Genomic DNA, 13,742 nt, shown 5'->3' on the forward strand with positions numbered 1-13,742 from the left:
CCGCAGGTAACGGCACAGGTATGTCAGACTGGCGCCATGGTGTTGCGCCCTCTCCCGAGCGTCCTGAACGGAAGGTTTGTCCGGCTTGAGCCGTTGACCGCGGACCTGCTCCCCGACCTGCACCGGGCCATCGCCGTACCCGAGGTGTTTGCCGGCGGATACGGCGGCGGACCGGCAGGACTCCACACGGACCTGGACGGTTTCACTGCGTGGGCACAGAAGTACTACCCGTGGACGGAGCTGCCGTTCGCTGTGCGGCTGTTGGACGGGAACAAGCCGGGCGCCGTGGTGGGGACCAGCAGCCTCGCGGATCTGGACCTTTCCGGCGAAGCGGCCCAGCTCGGCTGGACTGCGTATAGCCCTGCGGTGTGGGGCACCGCGGTCAACGCGGAAACGAAGCTACTCCTGCTCGGCTCCGCCTTCGGAGCCGGGTTCGGGCGGATCAGCATCCAGGCCGGCGCGCGTAACGAACGTTCGCGTGCTGCAATTAGCGGAATCGGTGCAGTTTTCGAGGGCATCCGGCGCCGGGACAAACGCCGCGCGGACGGCAGTTGGCGGGACACTGCGGTCTACTCGATCCTGTCCGGGGAATGGCCTGCCGTCCGTACCGGACTGGAACAGCGGCTGGCCCGGTGTGGCGCGGGTCGGCCGCAGATACCCCGGAGGTCGCTTCCAGGTTGACATGTGGCAGCACACCGTGTGCCTGCCCCCCATGCAGTGCCAGGACAAACTGCACCAGCAGGTCCTCGGCAAACAAAAGATCCTGATCCGGGACACCGGGTCGGGATCTTTCGTTATATGGACACCTATGCTGTCGGCATGGGACAGCAGAAAACCGGGCCCGGGTATTGGCGGGCTGCGCCGGGCAGGCTCGAGCTCTTTCTCCGGAATCCCGAGTTGCCCGCAGAGCCGTTCCGTCCCGGTGTCCTGTTGCCGGTGATCTGGGTATTCCTGCTGTTACTGGGCGGACTGGTCACCTACATTGCGCTTGCTGCGTGGATAGTCGGGGAACCCGTCCGACTCCACCGTAATGGCGTCAGCCAGGAGGTACCTGCAGTTTTTTTGTATATCCCCGGGGTCCTGACCCTGCTTGTGCCGTTCTGGCACCTGCGACGGGAACGAAAGGACTGGCAGCACCAGAGGGCATACATCACCGCCACCCCTTTGCGGGTGGAGTTTTTCGGACAAGGAAAAAAACTCTCGCTTCCGTGGGACGCGGTCCGGGGGTTCCGGGTGGTCGCCTCTGAGGGAAAGGACGTACTGCAGGCGGACCTTCTCCCCTGGCACCTGGACCAGGAGCCCGAGCTAGCTTTCCTCACCGGCACCTTGGCAATCACCGATGTGCCGTGTGTCGAGCCGCACAGCTCCGCCTACGCCCTCAACCACCTGCTGGGCACTCCGTCGCTGAGGCAGCAGTTGGGATCGCCCCGCTCGGAAGCCGACATCAACTCACTCCTGGCCGCCGCCCCCGGGTCAAAGAAACCCGCCTAAATCGGATCCCGGACTCCCGCCCTACCCGTCCTTGTCATGACGCAACGGTGATCTACCAGGTGGACCGGTGGCCGCTGTGGCGCGTAACGGTACGACGGAAGGAACAACAGCGCGGGTCGGCCGGGTGATCCGCACCCGCAGGGGTAGCATTCCGGGCAAAGCGGAAATCCGGCACAGCGGCCGGCAGGAAAAGGTGGAACCTCCATGGGCATGAACTACGGCGATTATCAGCTTGGCATCTACATGAACGGCGCCCGGGGTGTCCTGCCGGACCTGCCGATGGACTCCGCAGCCATGGAGGAACTGGCCAAAAGCCGGATGGACCCCCGAATCCTGGGGTACGTGGCAGGCGGTGCGGGCAACGAGTACACCCAGCGGGCCAACGTCGCCGCCTTTGAACGGCTGGGCATCATGCCGCGCATGCTGGTGGGAGCCGCGCAGCGCAGCATGGGCATCAACCTGTTCGGACACGCGCTGCCTTCTCCCCTGTTCTTCGCACCGGTGGGGGTGCTCGGCGCAGTGACCGACGACGGCGACCTGGCCACCGCTGCCTCGTCCGCGGAGCTGGGCATGCCGATGGTGGCATCCACCCTCTCGCAGGCTCCGCTGGAACAAGTCCGGACGGCAGCCGGTGAAACGCCGGGCTTCTTCCAGCTCTACCCGCCGGCGGACCGGGAGCTCGCCGAGTCCCTGGTGCACCGCGCGGAAGCGGCCGGCTACTCCGGCATCGTCATCACCTTGGACACCTGGGTGAACGGCTGGCGGCCCCGGGACCTCAGCGCCGCCTACCTGCCGATGCTCACCGGACAGTGCCTCGCCAATTACCTGTCCGACGACCGCTTCCGCAAGCTCCTCGCCGAGCAGGGCTCAACCGACCCTGCGGCTGCGGTGATGCTCTGGGCCTCGCTGTTCGGCAACCCCACCATGACCTGGGAGGACCTGGAGTGGTTCCGTTCGCTGACCTCCCTGCCGATTGTGCTCAAGGGAATCTGCTCCCCGGAGGACACGCGGCGGGCGCTCGACGGCGGCATGGACGGAATCTACTGCTCCAACCACGGCGGGCGGCAGGCGAACGGCGGAATCCCTGCGATCGACTGCCTGCCCGGCGTGGTCGAAGCCGCCGGCGGCGCACCCGTGCTCTTCGACTCGGGCGTGCGGTCCGGGGTGGATGCGCTGCGGGCGCTGGCACTGGGCGCGACGGCCGTGGGCATCGGCCGGCCCTATGTCTACGGTCTGGCGGCGGGCGGGCAGGCGGGAATCACCCATGTCATGCGCAGCCTGCTCGCGGAAGCGGACCTGACCATGGCGGTCAACGGCTACCCCGACCTGGATTCGCTGCGGGGCAGCCTGCACCGCCTCTAGGCGGCTGCCCGCTGGAGAGACTTAGCGGCGGGGCCCTACGCCTCGGGGAAGCCGTCCCTCGGCCACCAGCACGGGAGCAGGTAACGCAGCGAGGCCAGCCGGGCCTCGACGTCGTCGTCGTCGCTGGCCACCCACTGCTCGAACCAGGAGGCGTAGGCGCCGGCGAGGAAAGCGGCGGTCGCCTCCAGGTCCAGGGCCGGCGGCACCTTGTGCGCCTGCCAGACATGCAGTGCCAGGAGAATCCGCGCGTTTAGCTGGTCGGCAAGGATCGCGAGGAAGGTCTCGGTGTGGAACAGCGCCCGGTAGACCCGCTGTTCCGCCTTGATGTGCTGCAGGATCTGCCGGATGGACTCGACGTACAGATCCCCGATCTCCGCGATCGTCCGGCCAGTGCCGCGCTGGTCCAGTTCGATCGTGCCCAACCGGTCCACGACACCCGCGTACACGGACCCGGCGAAATCGAAAATGTTCCGGTGGTGGCCGTAGAAGGTGGTGCGGTGCACTCCGGCCTGCCGGCAGAGCGCGGCAACACTGATATCCGCCAATTCGTGGTCCCGCAGCAGTTCCCACAGGCCCGCCTCCAATGCGTCCCGGGTACGGGTCATCCTCGGCTCGTCGGAGGATGGGCGCCGTGGCGGCTTGGGGTGGTGCAGACCGGGCATGGAACTTATCTTCTCAGATACACGGAAGGGCCCCGCCGAAGCGAAGCCCTTCCGTGCCGCGACGCTGGGGGACGCCGCAAGCTTTTAGTTGTCGCAGGCCTGGTGGTTGGCCAGGCCGGCGGTCTCGCCGCCGTCGACGATGAATTCCGTACCGTTGGAGAAGCTGCAGCTCTCTCCAACAGGTTCGTTTCTATCCTGCCTTATTCAACACCTGTAGAAGAACTTTCCATTCCCAAAAGTTTCGAATGTGACCGAGCAGACAGTTACGCCCCCTCCCGTCCGTCCTAGTGCTTCCGACCCAGTCGAGGGGGAAGCGGAATGATCGGTGAGGTCCGACGCCGGTACCCGGCGTAATCGGGGTAGCGCGCCTGGGAAATGCTCTCGGTAAAGGCGGTGGAACCGGCGAAGAGCAGCGTCACCAGGACCGGCCCGGCGAGCGTCCAATGCAGCCAGGCACCCGAGGCGGTAACGGCGAACCCGTAGAAGAGCCACCACTGCGCCTGTTCAAAAAAGAAGTTCGGATGGCGCGAGTACCGGAACAACCCGGTCTGCAGGAAATCGACGGCGGGGGTCCGGCCGGCAGTCCGGAGGGCCTTTTTCCATTGCTGAAAATTCCACTGCTGCTGGTCCGCGAGCGTTTCCCCGGCCAACGCAGCCAGGAACAGGAGCGCCAGCAGCCAGTCCCAGCCGGTGAGCGGCCCGGGATGGTGATAGGCGGTCAGCACCGGAAGAGTCATCACCCAGATAATGAAGTTCTGGTAGACGCTGATGAACAGCAGGTTGAAGGCCTGGAACTGCCAGGACTTCAATCGGCGCCGGAGGATGCCCCAGCGGTAATCCTCGCCGCCGGGGGCGTACCCGCCCTTGCGGGCAAAGTTAAACGTCAGCCGGGCACCCCAGAGGGTGACCAGGACCGCCATCAGGGTTACCCGGGGGTCGCCGTCGGACGCCGCTGCGAAGACCCACAGGTAGGCCACGGGAGTTACGGACCAAATGCGGTCCGTCCAGGAGTATTCACGGGTGGCCAGCGACAGCACCCAGGTGCCGGCGCAGGTGGCGGCAAATATCTCCAAGCAGACGCGGACCGGGTCCATGCTTGGAGGATACGGTTGGTTTCCTGCCGGCGGGACCCCCGCAGAGCAGGAGGCGGTGTTGCGCCGCAGGTTGATCGGGGCCCTGCACCTGTCTATGGCTCGGGGCAATGCCCGGGCGCCGTTCCCCGCAGGCTTATGGTTGCAAAGGTACGCACACAGCATCCATGCACCCGAAAGGACGCCATGAGCGAGGAACGCCGCAGCGAAATCGGAGAATCCTCAGCACCGGTGGAGGATGAACTGAAGGAATCCTTCGACAACACGGTGACGGAAGGCGCAGAACGGCTGCACCGCACTTTCCGGACCATCCTGGTGACCGGGTTGTTCGGCGGCATGGAGGTTGGCCTGGGCGTGATGGCCTATCTGGCCGTGATGCATCAAACCGGGGACCATCTGCTGGCCGGCCTGGCCTTCAGCGTCGGCCTGATTGCCCTGTTCCTGGCCCACAGCGAACTGTTCACGGAGAACTTCCTGATGCCGGTTGCCGCCGTCGCCGCCAAGGAGGGAAGCGTTAAGTCGCTGGCCAAGCTGTGGGGCGGAACCCTGCTGGCCAACCTGGCAGGCGGCTGGATCTTCATGTGGATTGTGATGCAGGCCTTTCCGCAGTGGGCGCCCACCGTCGCCACATCGGCGTCGCACTTCACCGAGGCGCCCTTTTCGCTCCAGACCGTTGCACTGGCCGTCCTGGGCGGCAGCACCATCACTCTGATGAGCCGCATGCAGCAGGGAACCTCCTCGGACCCGGCCAAGATCGTGGCGACCGTAATCGGCGGTTTCCTGCTCGCCGGGCTGCAGCTCTTCCACTCGATCCTGGATTCCCTGCTGATCTTTGGCGCCATTGTTTCCGGCGCGGAAATCACGTACCTGGAATGGCTGGGCTGGTTCGGCTACACCCTGCTCTTCAATATGCTCGGCGGGCTGGTGCTTGTCACGGCACTGCGGCTGGTGCGCACCAAGGAACTGGTGGCACAGCGGCGCCGGGAGGCACCCGAGGACCCCGACGCCGCCCGCAGGGACGCCTGAGACGGACCCGATGCCGGTGGGATTGACCACCGCTGAGCGGTGCTGAGAAGGGGTACTTGCGCAGGGAGGATAAACTGGCTGAACAGCGCGGGACCGGAGGCCGGACAGTCATTGACGAATCCGTCAACCTCCTGAGCACTATCCGCTCCCCTCGCCTGGAAATTGACTCCTTCTCTATTGCCCGCCCGCCCGGCCGTCACCCTTCGCTCGTGACCGGCATGGACAGGTCCAAGCGGTCTTGGGAGCCCGCTTCTAAAAGCATGCTCGGAACCATTGAACAGAGGGACGTCATTTTGATTTTCACCGTCGGACAGACCCTGGTGTATCCGCACCACGGCGCCGTTACCGTGACAGATATTTCACCCATGACCGTCAAGGGGGTGGAGCGGGAAACCCTGACCTTCCGCGTCCATGCCACTGAGCTGACGATCAAGCTCCCGGCAGACAACGCCGAAGACGTGGGGGTACGCGCCGTCATCAACGACGACGGCGTCCAGGCCGTGTTTGCCGTGCTGCGCGGGCCGGTGGGGATGGAACCCGACAACTGGTCCCGCCGTTTCAAAGCCAACGAAGGCAAGATGTCCACCGGCGAGCTGCACCTGATTGCCGAAGTTGTCCGTGACCTGTGGTGCCGCGAGCGGACCCACCCGCTGTCCACCGGAGAGAAGCGGATGCTGCTGAAGGCCCGCCAGCTGCTCGTTTCCGAACTTGCACTGGCCCGTTCCTCTTCCCTGGAAGATGCAGGCGACCTGCTTGATTCCGTGCTGATGGAAACGGCCGGCGAGCCGGAACTCGCCACAAGCTAATCCCGCTGCCTCCCCGCGCTTCGGAGCACGCGGCCACAGCCGCCGGAAGTGCGGGGAGGCAAGGAAATCCCCGTTTTGGATCAACGCGGGGTGGCGTTGTATCAAGGAAAGTAGGACAGTTTCCGCCTTTAGCGGAAGCTCCCGCTGCGGATCCAGAGAACTTCGAGGGCCTTGATGCCTGGGCCCGGAAAGGCGCCCGTGAACTTTCCCTGTACGTGTTTTTGCCAGCCTGTGCCGGGCACCGGCCGGCTGGGGATCGAAATCTATGACCCGTTCTGCCTGGTGCGCCAGCACCGGGTCGCGGGGTCCACCAACCACGAGCCGACGTATAGATACGACCAGGGAAGCTGGTAGCCGGACCGGCCCGGAGACGCGCTTCCTGATAAGAACCTTGGAATCGCGCACAGGGGCTTCCTGTATTATTTCTTGGACTATGGATGACCCTCCCTCACATAAACCCATGCCCCTCCCCGTCCTGACCGACGTGCAGACTGTGTTCACCCCGGCTGCACCGGCAATCACGAGAGAGGGGCAGCCCCATGTATGAATGGCTCATGGTCGGCGTAGGTTTGCTCCTCACCGTCGGCACCGGACTGTTTGTCGCCTCCGAGTTTTCCCTCGTCAATCTGGACCGTGCGGAGCTCGAGGCCCGGCGCGACAAGGGCGAGAAACGCCTGACTCCAACGATCAACGCGCTGAAGATCACCTCCACGCACCTTTCCAGCGCGCAGCTCGGCATCACCCTGACCACGCTGCTGACCGGGTACACCTTTGAGCCGGCGATTAGTTCGCTGCTGCGCTCCCCGCTCACCACGCTGGGCCTTCCCGAGGGGATGGTGCCGGGAATCGGTGCCGTCATCGGCATTTTCCTCGCCACGGTGTTCTCGATGATCATCGGTGAGCTGGTACCCAAGAACTTTGCCATGGCCCTCCCCCTGGGCACGGCGAAGCTCGTGGTGCCTTTCCAGACCCTCTTCACCACGGTGTTCAAGCCCGTGATCCTGCTGTTCAACAACACGGCCAACGCAATCATCCGGTCCTTCGGGATCGAACCCAAGGAAGAACTCTCGGGCGCCCGCAGTGCCGAAGAGCTCAGCTCCCTGGTTCGCCGATCCGCACTGGAAGGCGTGCTGGACCTGGACCACGCCGTGCTGCTGAACCGGACCCTGCGCTTTGCCGAGCACTCCGCGGCGGACGTCATGACGCCCCGCGTGCGTATGCGGACTGTCCACGAGTCCGATACCGCCGAGCAGGTGGTGGCCGTTGCCACAGCAACCGGCTATTCCCGCTTCCCCGTGATCGGACGCGATTCGGATGACGTCCTGGGCGTGCTGCACCTCAAGCAGGCCTTCGCCGTCCCGCTGGCTGCACGCGCCTCCGTCACCGCCGCAGACCTCATGGTGGAACCGCTGCACGTACCCGAGTCCATGGGCGTTGACACCCTGCTGGGACTGCTGCGGGCCCAGGGCCTGCAGGTAGCCATCGTCTCCGACGAACACGGCGGCACTGCCGGAATCGTGACGCTCGAAGACCTTGTGGAGGAAATTGTCGGCGAACTCGAGGACGAACACGACCGCGCACGCGTCGGCGTCGTCCGCACGGGGCGCGCCATCACGTTCGACGCCGCGCTGCGGCCGGACGAACTCCTCGACCGCACCGGCGTCGAGGTTCCCGACGGCGAGGAATATGACACCATCGCCGGCTTTGTCACGGACGAACTGGACCGGCTGCCGGAGCTGGGCGACGAAGTGGAAATCGAGGGCGGCACCCTCCGCGTGGAGCGCGTGGTCCGAAACCACATCGAACGCCTGTGCTTCACCCCGTCGGGATCATCGGAAACCCCGGTGAGCGCCCATGACCGCATTGTCGACTCGCTGACCAAGGAACTGACCCATGAGTGAATACCTGCCCGGAATCATCTGGCTCGTAGTGCTGCTGGTGGTCAACGCGTTCTTTGTCGGCGCTGAATTCGCCGTCATCTCGGCCCGCCGGTCCCAGATTGAGCCCAAGGCCGAAGCCGGTAGCAAGGCCGCGAAAACCACGCTGTGGGCCATGGAGCACGCCACGCTGATGCTGGCGACCAGCCAGCTTGGCATCACTGTCTGTTCCCTGGTCATCCTGAACGTCTCGGAACCGGCCATCCACCACCTGCTGGAGATCCCGCTGGGCCTGACTCCGCTGTCTGCAGACGCCATCGGGATCATCGCGTTCGTAGTGGCCTTGCTGCTGGTGACGTTCCTGCACGTGGTGGTGGGGGAAATGGTGCCGAAGAACATCTCGTTCTCCGTGCCCACCCGCGCCGCACTGCTGCTGGCTCCGCCCCTGGTCATGGTGTCCCGCATTGTCCGTCCGGTCATCTGGGCCCTGAACGGCATAGCCAACGGTGTCCTGCGCCTGTTCAAGGTAGAGCCCAAGGACGAAGCCACCAGCGCCTACACCTTGGACGAGGTGGCCAACATCGTGGAGCAGTCCACCCGTGACGGGGTCCTCTCGGACAGCAGCGGCACCCTGACGGCCGCGTTCGAGTTCACGGAGAAGACCGTGGCCGACGTCGAGGTTCCCATCAGCCAGATGGTGCTGCTGCACGAAACCGCGGCCCCCGCGGACCTGCAGCAGGCCGTGGACGCCCACGGCTACTCGCGGTACATCCTTACCAACGACGACGGCGACCCCGACGGCTACCTTCACCTGAAGGACGTCATGGACCTGACTACGCCGGACGAGTTCGCCGCGCCGGTCCCGCCCAAGCGGATCCGCCGCCTGGCCTCGGCCTACCGGGGCAGCGACCTTGAGGACGCCCTGGCCACCATGCGCCGCACCGGTGCCCACGTGGCACGGGTCTTCGACGCCAAGGGCAACACCACGGGCGTGCTGTTCCTCGAGGACATCATCGAAGAGCTGGTGGGCGAAGTCCACGACGCCACCACCGTCTGACGCCTAGCGAAAGCGTTTCCACCAAGGCCGCCGCTGCTCCGGTTCCGGAGCGGCGGCGGCTTCATTTTCAGCTGCCGCCGCCTTCCGTTCCCGCCAGCGCTGCACTTCCACTTCAACGTCTCGGGTGCGCGTGACGACGGGCGGACCGCCTTCCAGCTGGCGGCGTGCATCAATGACCCGCGCATTGAAATCCTCCACGATCTCCCGGACCTGCTTTTCGGTCCACCGCGTGTCCAGCCGCGCGTCGAGTTCGGCGTCCTCGGTGCGGAGCAGGATGGCTCGAGGACCCAGGCCGGTGACGTTCTCGCGCTGCATCAGCCCCTTGATCCACCAGTCCGGATCATGGCCGTCGCCCAGGTTCGGCAAAGGTTTGCCGGCGTATTTCAAATTGTCGAAGTCGCCCCGTGCCATCGCGTCGCGGATCAGGTAGTCGGCCTTGGCGGCGTCGTCGACCTTCCGCCGCTTGTGCTGCAGCTCGTCCTCCGCCGCGGCCCGTTCCAGGTCCTCCTCGTCCAGCCCGCCCCCGGACGCGGCCGCCCTCAGCCGGGCTGCACGTTCCATCCTGCGCCGGTACTGCTCTACGCCTCTGCCGTCCATGGTCTCCTACCGCCTAAGCCGTCCCGTTATGGATTCCAACAGGCCGGCACCCCGCCGGTATTCCGGACTACTTCCGCAGCCGCCGCACCACCGCGCCGACGGCGGTGGCCGCCCCGGCACCGGCCAGCAGCCAGGGGCCGCCGACGATGATCGGATCGATCCACTGATGATTCACGTCCGCCCGCTTCCGGCCCACCCGGGAGGAGTACCCGTGGCGGGAAAACTCGCTCAGCACACCGGTCTCGGTGATGGGGTTGTCCGGGTGCAGGGTCGCAAAGGAGACCAGGTGGCTCTCCGCGGCGTCCACCCGGTCCGCGGCGAGCAGGATCAGCCAGTGCGCGGTGCGGGCTTCGCTGAACCGGCGGTAGGCGTAGCGGCGCATCACGCCGGACAGTCCCTTGGGCGGGCACGCGGTGCCGAACACGGGCGTGAGGAACTTGTGCTCAATGGACCGTTCGCGCGGATACTTTTCCTCCTGGCGCTCCGGGAATTCCCAGTGGGCACCGCTGCGGGTCGGGTCAAACTGCAGCTTGGGCACTGCGGGACGGTCCCGGGGATCAAGGTCGGCACCCCAGCCCGGAATCCGCGCACGCAGTTCCTCGCTCGTGGGGGTTCGGGACGGCTTTTGCGGGGTATAGGCCATTGCGGAATCCTTCCTTCAGGAACCGGGGATGATGACGGGCTTGATGCAGTTATCCAGCTTCGCGGAGAACATGTGATAGCCCTCGGCAATGTGTTCCAGCGGAATCCGGTGCGTGATGATCTCGTGGGGCTTGAGGTAGCCGGCCTTGATGTGCTCGAACAGGCGCGGCCACTGCCGCTTCATCGGGGTCTGGTTCATGTTCAGCGTCAGGCCCTTGTTCAGGGCGTCGCCGAACTTCACGGCGCTGTAAACCGGCCCGTAGGCACCCATCACGGAGATGGTTCCGGCCTTGCGCACCGAGTCGATGGCCCAGTTCAGCGCCACCGGGGATCCGCCCTGCAGCTTGAGCTTCGTCCCCGTGACGTGCTGGAGGAAACTACCGTCCGCCTCGGCGCCCACCGCATCGATTGCGACGTCGGCACCCAGGAAATCGGTGGTCTTCTTCATCTGGACCACAATGTCGTCATACTCGGTGAAGTTGTAGGTCTCGGCGTGGGCGAAGGTCCGCGCCTTTTCCAGCCGGTAGTCCAGGTGGTCAATGACGATGACCCGGCCGGCCCCCATCAGCCAGGCCGATTTTGCGGCATACAGCCCCACCGGTCCGGCGCCGAAGACAATCACGGTGTCGCCCTCCACGATGTCCCCCAGCTGGGCCCCGAAGTAGCCGGTGGCCAGCGCATCGGTGCACATGAGGGCGTCTTCCTCGTCCATCCAGTCGGGGATGATGGAGGGTCCGACGTCGGCGAACGGGACCCGCACGAATTCGGCCTGGCCGCCGTCGTACCCGCCGGTGGTATGTGAATACCCGTAGAGGCTGCCCACGGCCGTGGCGTTGGGGTTAACGTTGTGGCAGTTCGAGTAGAGCCCGCGTGCACAGAAGTAGCAGGACCCGCAGTAGATGTTGGCCGGGACCATCACCCGGTCGCCGGCCTTGAGGTTCTGCACGGAGGACCCTACCTCCTCGACAACGCCGATGAACTCATGGCCGAAGGTCATTCCGACCCGGGTGTCGGGCAGCAGGCCGTGGTACAGGTGCAGGTCGGAGCCGCAGATGGCCGCCCGGGTGACCCGAACAATGGCATCGTTGGGATGCTCAATGGGCGGCATGTCCTTTTCTTCGACCCGGACTTTGTAGGGTCCTCGGTACACCATCGCTCGCACTGGGCTGCCTCCTCGTCTGGAGTCGGATCCGGCCCCTTAACGATAAGCAGACTTACTAACTTTGCAAGCCCGTACCCGGTGCTGCCGCCGGAAGCGTCACACTGAAGACTGTTCCCTGCCCGGCCGTGCTGCTGAAGCTGATGCTTCCGCCGTGTTCTTCCACAATCCTGCGCGCGATCACCAGCCCCAGCCCTGCCCCCGGAATGGCGGCCGTGAGGGCCTGCCCTGACCGGAAGAACCGGGTGAAGACCTGCTCCTGCTCCTCAAGCGCCATGCCCATGCCGTTGTCTGCCACCTCGATCAGCACGGATTCATCCTGCCGCCAGGCCCGCACCCGCACCTTTCCGCCTTCGGGCGAGTACTTGACCGCGTTGGAGACCAGGTTTTCCAGCACCTCCCGGATCCGCCCGCCGTCCACCGTCGCCTTCAGATCCGCGGGCACCTCGACGTCGAACTCCACACCGTTCATCCGGGCACGGGGGCCGAAGGAATCCACGGCGGCGTTCACCACGGGGGCGAGGTCCGTCTCCCGCAGCTCCAACGCATCCTTGCCGGTGGCCACGGACAGCAGGTCGGTGACCAGCTGCAGCAGCCGTTCAGCGTTCCGGACGGCGGTCTGCAGGGCTGTCTCCACGGCGTCGGGCAGCTGCACCTCCTGCTCCAGTGCCATGTCGAGGTAGCCGAGGATGGAGGTGAGCGGGGTGCGCAGCTCGTGGGAGACATTCCCGACAAACTCACCCTGCGCCGCCAGCGCACGCACGAGCTGGGTAACGTCGCTAAAGGCCAGGACCGAACCCTTGAAGTTTTCCCCGTCCCGCATACTGCGCGCGCTGACGCTGACTGCCATTTGCCCCCGGCCGGTGCCGATCCAGACAATCTGTTCGGAAAAGGACTCGCCGGAGATCGCCCTGCGGATGGGACGCTGCTCGTCCGGAAGCGGAGTTTTCCGGTCCGGCCCGTAAACCGGCCACGTCCCGCCCCCGAAGGTGTGGGATTCCAGGGACTCACCGGAGGAGACGAGGGTCCGGCTGCTTTCCATCCGTGCGTTGGCAAGGATTTCCCGACCCGTGTCATCCACCACCAGCACGCCGACATCGACGGTGTCCAGGACCGTCTTGAACAGCGACTCCCGCTGCTGGGCCCGCAGCTCGGCAGCGCCGCGGGCAGCTTCCGCCTGCTGCAGCGCATCAGCGAGGCGGCGTTCATCCCGGCAGTCACGGGGCGCGGGAAAGACGGTGATCAGGTCAACGGTACTGCCGCGGGAGTCCATCCGGACCGCGGAAATCCAGGCCGGCAGCCTGGCATTGTCCGGCCCCCTGAAGTCCACCTCCAGATTCGCCGGCGATCCGGCAGGCAGGGCCGCGCCCCATCGCTCGTACTCGGGCAGATCCCCCGATGAAAGCAGGTCGGCAAAAGCAGTTCCGGCCAGCGAACTCCGGCTCCTGCCGGCCCACACTGCAAAAGTGGAGTTTGATTCCAGAATGACGCCGCGTCCGGAAACCAGGACATAGCCGGACGGGGAGCGGTGAAACAGGGTGGGCCAGTCCGGAATAGGCGTCCGTTCCCGGCCGATGCGCGGAAAACGGCGGGAAAACATTGGCATAACGGACCTTTGGGAAGAACAAATAGTCAGGGACTTTTCCGGGGACCCGCATTTGTTAATACAGATTGCGCATTGTGCCCGGCAAAGAATTTATCAGCCTGCTTGCAATAAGCCGCAATATGACGGGGCTCCCTGTGCTCCTCCGTGTGCACACCCGTCCGCACCGCCCGGCCCACACCCGCCGATGCATGCCGGTGCGCGACCTGGAGATACTACTACCAATCGGGCACTTCGGGCGGGGTTCCGAGCGTCTTGGCAGAGAGGAACTTCCGGTGGTGGACACGGCCGTCCAAGTGGGAAAGACTTCCATCCCGGGACGCGCTGCAAGAGGCGTTCCGGTGGGGTGGCCCAGCAGAAACAGCACCG

13 protein-coding genes are annotated in these 13,742 nt (G+C 65.2%); 7 read left to right on the forward strand and 6 right to left on the reverse strand.

All coding sequences use genetic code 11. The features are described 5' to 3' along the window. The first annotated feature begins 36 nt into the window (after window positions 1-36). From N2K95_RS15580 to N2K95_RS15590, 3 genes are all read left to right on the forward strand, one after another. On the forward strand, window positions 37-681 hold the full coding sequence (locus tag N2K95_RS15580) for a GNAT family N-acetyltransferase (RefSeq protein WP_260652287.1): 645 nt from the start codon (window positions 37-39) through the stop codon (window positions 679-681). Between the two features lie 552 nt (window positions 682-1,233). Beyond that, window positions 1,234-1,491, forward strand: a complete 258-nt coding sequence (locus N2K95_RS15585; protein ID WP_260652288.1) for a hypothetical protein — start codon at window positions 1,234-1,236, stop codon at window positions 1,489-1,491. A gap of 204 nt (window positions 1,492-1,695) precedes the next feature. Then, the gene (locus tag N2K95_RS15590) at window positions 1,696-2,853 is read left to right on the forward strand and encodes an alpha-hydroxy-acid oxidizing protein (protein ID WP_260652289.1); all 1,158 of its coding nucleotides are present in this window, start codon (window positions 1,696-1,698) and stop codon (window positions 2,851-2,853) included. Window positions 2,854-2,888: 35 nt separating this feature from the next. Here the strand turns inward: N2K95_RS15590 and N2K95_RS15595 are convergent, their stop codons facing one another. Together N2K95_RS15595 and N2K95_RS15600 are read right to left on the reverse strand one after the other, a co-directional pair. Further along, on the reverse strand, window positions 2,889-3,515 hold the full coding sequence (locus N2K95_RS15595; RefSeq protein ID WP_260652290.1) for a TetR/AcrR family transcriptional regulator: 627 nt from the start codon (window positions 3,513-3,515) through the stop codon (window positions 2,889-2,891). Window positions 3,516-3,799: 284 nt separating this feature from the next. Then, complete coding sequence (locus tag N2K95_RS15600; RefSeq protein WP_260652291.1) at window positions 3,800-4,609, reverse strand: DUF1295 domain-containing protein; 810 nt, start codon at window positions 4,607-4,609, stop codon at window positions 3,800-3,802. A 183-nt stretch (window positions 4,610-4,792) separates the two neighbouring features. Here N2K95_RS15600 and N2K95_RS15605 point away from each other — a divergent pair, with 183 nt between their 5' ends. The 4 genes from N2K95_RS15605 to N2K95_RS15620 all read left to right on the forward strand — a co-directional run bounded on the left by N2K95_RS15605 (window position 4,793) and on the right by N2K95_RS15620 (window position 9,372). Further along, window positions 4,793-5,632, forward strand: coding sequence for a formate/nitrite transporter family protein (locus tag N2K95_RS15605; RefSeq protein ID WP_260652292.1), 840 nt, complete (start codon window positions 4,793-4,795; stop codon window positions 5,630-5,632). Window positions 5,633-5,925: 293 nt separating this feature from the next. Then, window positions 5,926-6,438, forward strand: a complete 513-nt coding sequence (locus N2K95_RS15610) for a CarD family transcriptional regulator (RefSeq protein ID WP_255791520.1) — start codon at window positions 5,926-5,928, stop codon at window positions 6,436-6,438. Window positions 6,439-6,977: 539 nt separating this feature from the next. Beyond that, window positions 6,978-8,339, forward strand: a complete 1,362-nt coding sequence (locus tag N2K95_RS15615; RefSeq protein WP_260652293.1) for a hemolysin family protein — start codon at window positions 6,978-6,980, stop codon at window positions 8,337-8,339. Then, a complete protein-coding gene (locus tag N2K95_RS15620) occupies window positions 8,332-9,372 on the forward strand; it encodes a hemolysin family protein (protein WP_260652294.1) in 1,041 nt (346 codons plus the stop codon). The genes N2K95_RS15615 and N2K95_RS15620 overlap by 8 nt, the downstream gene beginning before the upstream one ends. 3 nt (window positions 9,373-9,375) lie before the next feature. On the opposite strand, the gene N2K95_RS15625 is transcribed toward N2K95_RS15620, so the two are convergent. The 4 genes from N2K95_RS15625 to N2K95_RS15640 all read right to left on the reverse strand — a co-directional run bounded on the left by N2K95_RS15625 (window position 9,376) and on the right by N2K95_RS15640 (window position 13,376). Beyond that, the gene (locus N2K95_RS15625) at window positions 9,376-9,969 is read right to left on the reverse strand and encodes a DnaJ family domain-containing protein (protein WP_260652295.1); all 594 of its coding nucleotides are present in this window, start codon (window positions 9,967-9,969) and stop codon (window positions 9,376-9,378) included. 67 nt (window positions 9,970-10,036) lie between these two features. Further along, the gene (locus tag N2K95_RS15630; protein WP_260652296.1) at window positions 10,037-10,612 is read right to left on the reverse strand and encodes a hypothetical protein; all 576 of its coding nucleotides are present in this window, start codon (window positions 10,610-10,612) and stop codon (window positions 10,037-10,039) included. Window positions 10,613-10,627: 15 nt separating this feature from the next. Further along, window positions 10,628-11,773, reverse strand: coding sequence for a zinc-dependent alcohol dehydrogenase (locus tag N2K95_RS15635; protein WP_260652297.1), 1,146 nt, complete (start codon window positions 11,771-11,773; stop codon window positions 10,628-10,630). Between the two features lie 55 nt (window positions 11,774-11,828). Next, on the reverse strand, window positions 11,829-13,376 hold the full coding sequence (locus N2K95_RS15640; RefSeq protein WP_260652298.1) for a sensor histidine kinase: 1,548 nt from the start codon (window positions 13,374-13,376) through the stop codon (window positions 11,829-11,831). Window positions 13,377-13,742: the final 366 nt, after the last annotated feature.

It is taken from the genome of Arthrobacter zhaoxinii (assembly GCF_025244925.1).
In the GTDB taxonomy this organism is placed as follows: Bacteria; Actinomycetota; Actinomycetes; order Actinomycetales; family Micrococcaceae; genus Arthrobacter_B; species Arthrobacter_B zhaoxinii.

What these genes read in the sequence shown, in the direction of transcription:
- N2K95_RS15580 (WP_260652287.1), top strand. Translation starts at nt 37, where the DNA reads ATGGTGTTGCGCCCTCTCCCGAGCGTCCTGAACGGAAGGTTTGTCCGG.
- N2K95_RS15590 (WP_260652289.1), top strand. Translation starts at nt 1,696, where the DNA reads ATGGGCATGAACTACGGCGATTATCAGCTTGGCATCTACATGAACGGC.
- N2K95_RS15595 (WP_260652290.1), bottom strand. Translation starts at nt 3,515, where the DNA reads ATGCCCGGTCTGCACCACCCCAAGCCGCCACGGCGCCCATCCTCCGAC.
- N2K95_RS15600 (WP_260652291.1), bottom strand. Translation starts at nt 4,609, where the DNA reads ATGGACCCGGTCCGCGTCTGCTTGGAGATATTTGCCGCCACCTGCGCC.
- N2K95_RS15605 (WP_260652292.1), top strand. Translation starts at nt 4,793, where the DNA reads ATGAGCGAGGAACGCCGCAGCGAAATCGGAGAATCCTCAGCACCGGTG.
- N2K95_RS15615 (WP_260652293.1), top strand. Translation starts at nt 6,978, where the DNA reads ATGTATGAATGGCTCATGGTCGGCGTAGGTTTGCTCCTCACCGTCGGC.
- N2K95_RS15620 (WP_260652294.1), top strand. Translation starts at nt 8,332, where the DNA reads ATGAGTGAATACCTGCCCGGAATCATCTGGCTCGTAGTGCTGCTGGTG.
- N2K95_RS15625 (WP_260652295.1), bottom strand. Translation starts at nt 9,969, where the DNA reads ATGGACGGCAGAGGCGTAGAGCAGTACCGGCGCAGGATGGAACGTGCA.
- N2K95_RS15630 (WP_260652296.1), bottom strand. Translation starts at nt 10,612, where the DNA reads ATGGCCTATACCCCGCAAAAGCCGTCCCGAACCCCCACGAGCGAGGAA.
- N2K95_RS15640 (WP_260652298.1), bottom strand. Translation starts at nt 13,376, where the DNA reads ATGCCAATGTTTTCCCGCCGTTTTCCGCGCATCGGCCGGGAACGGACG.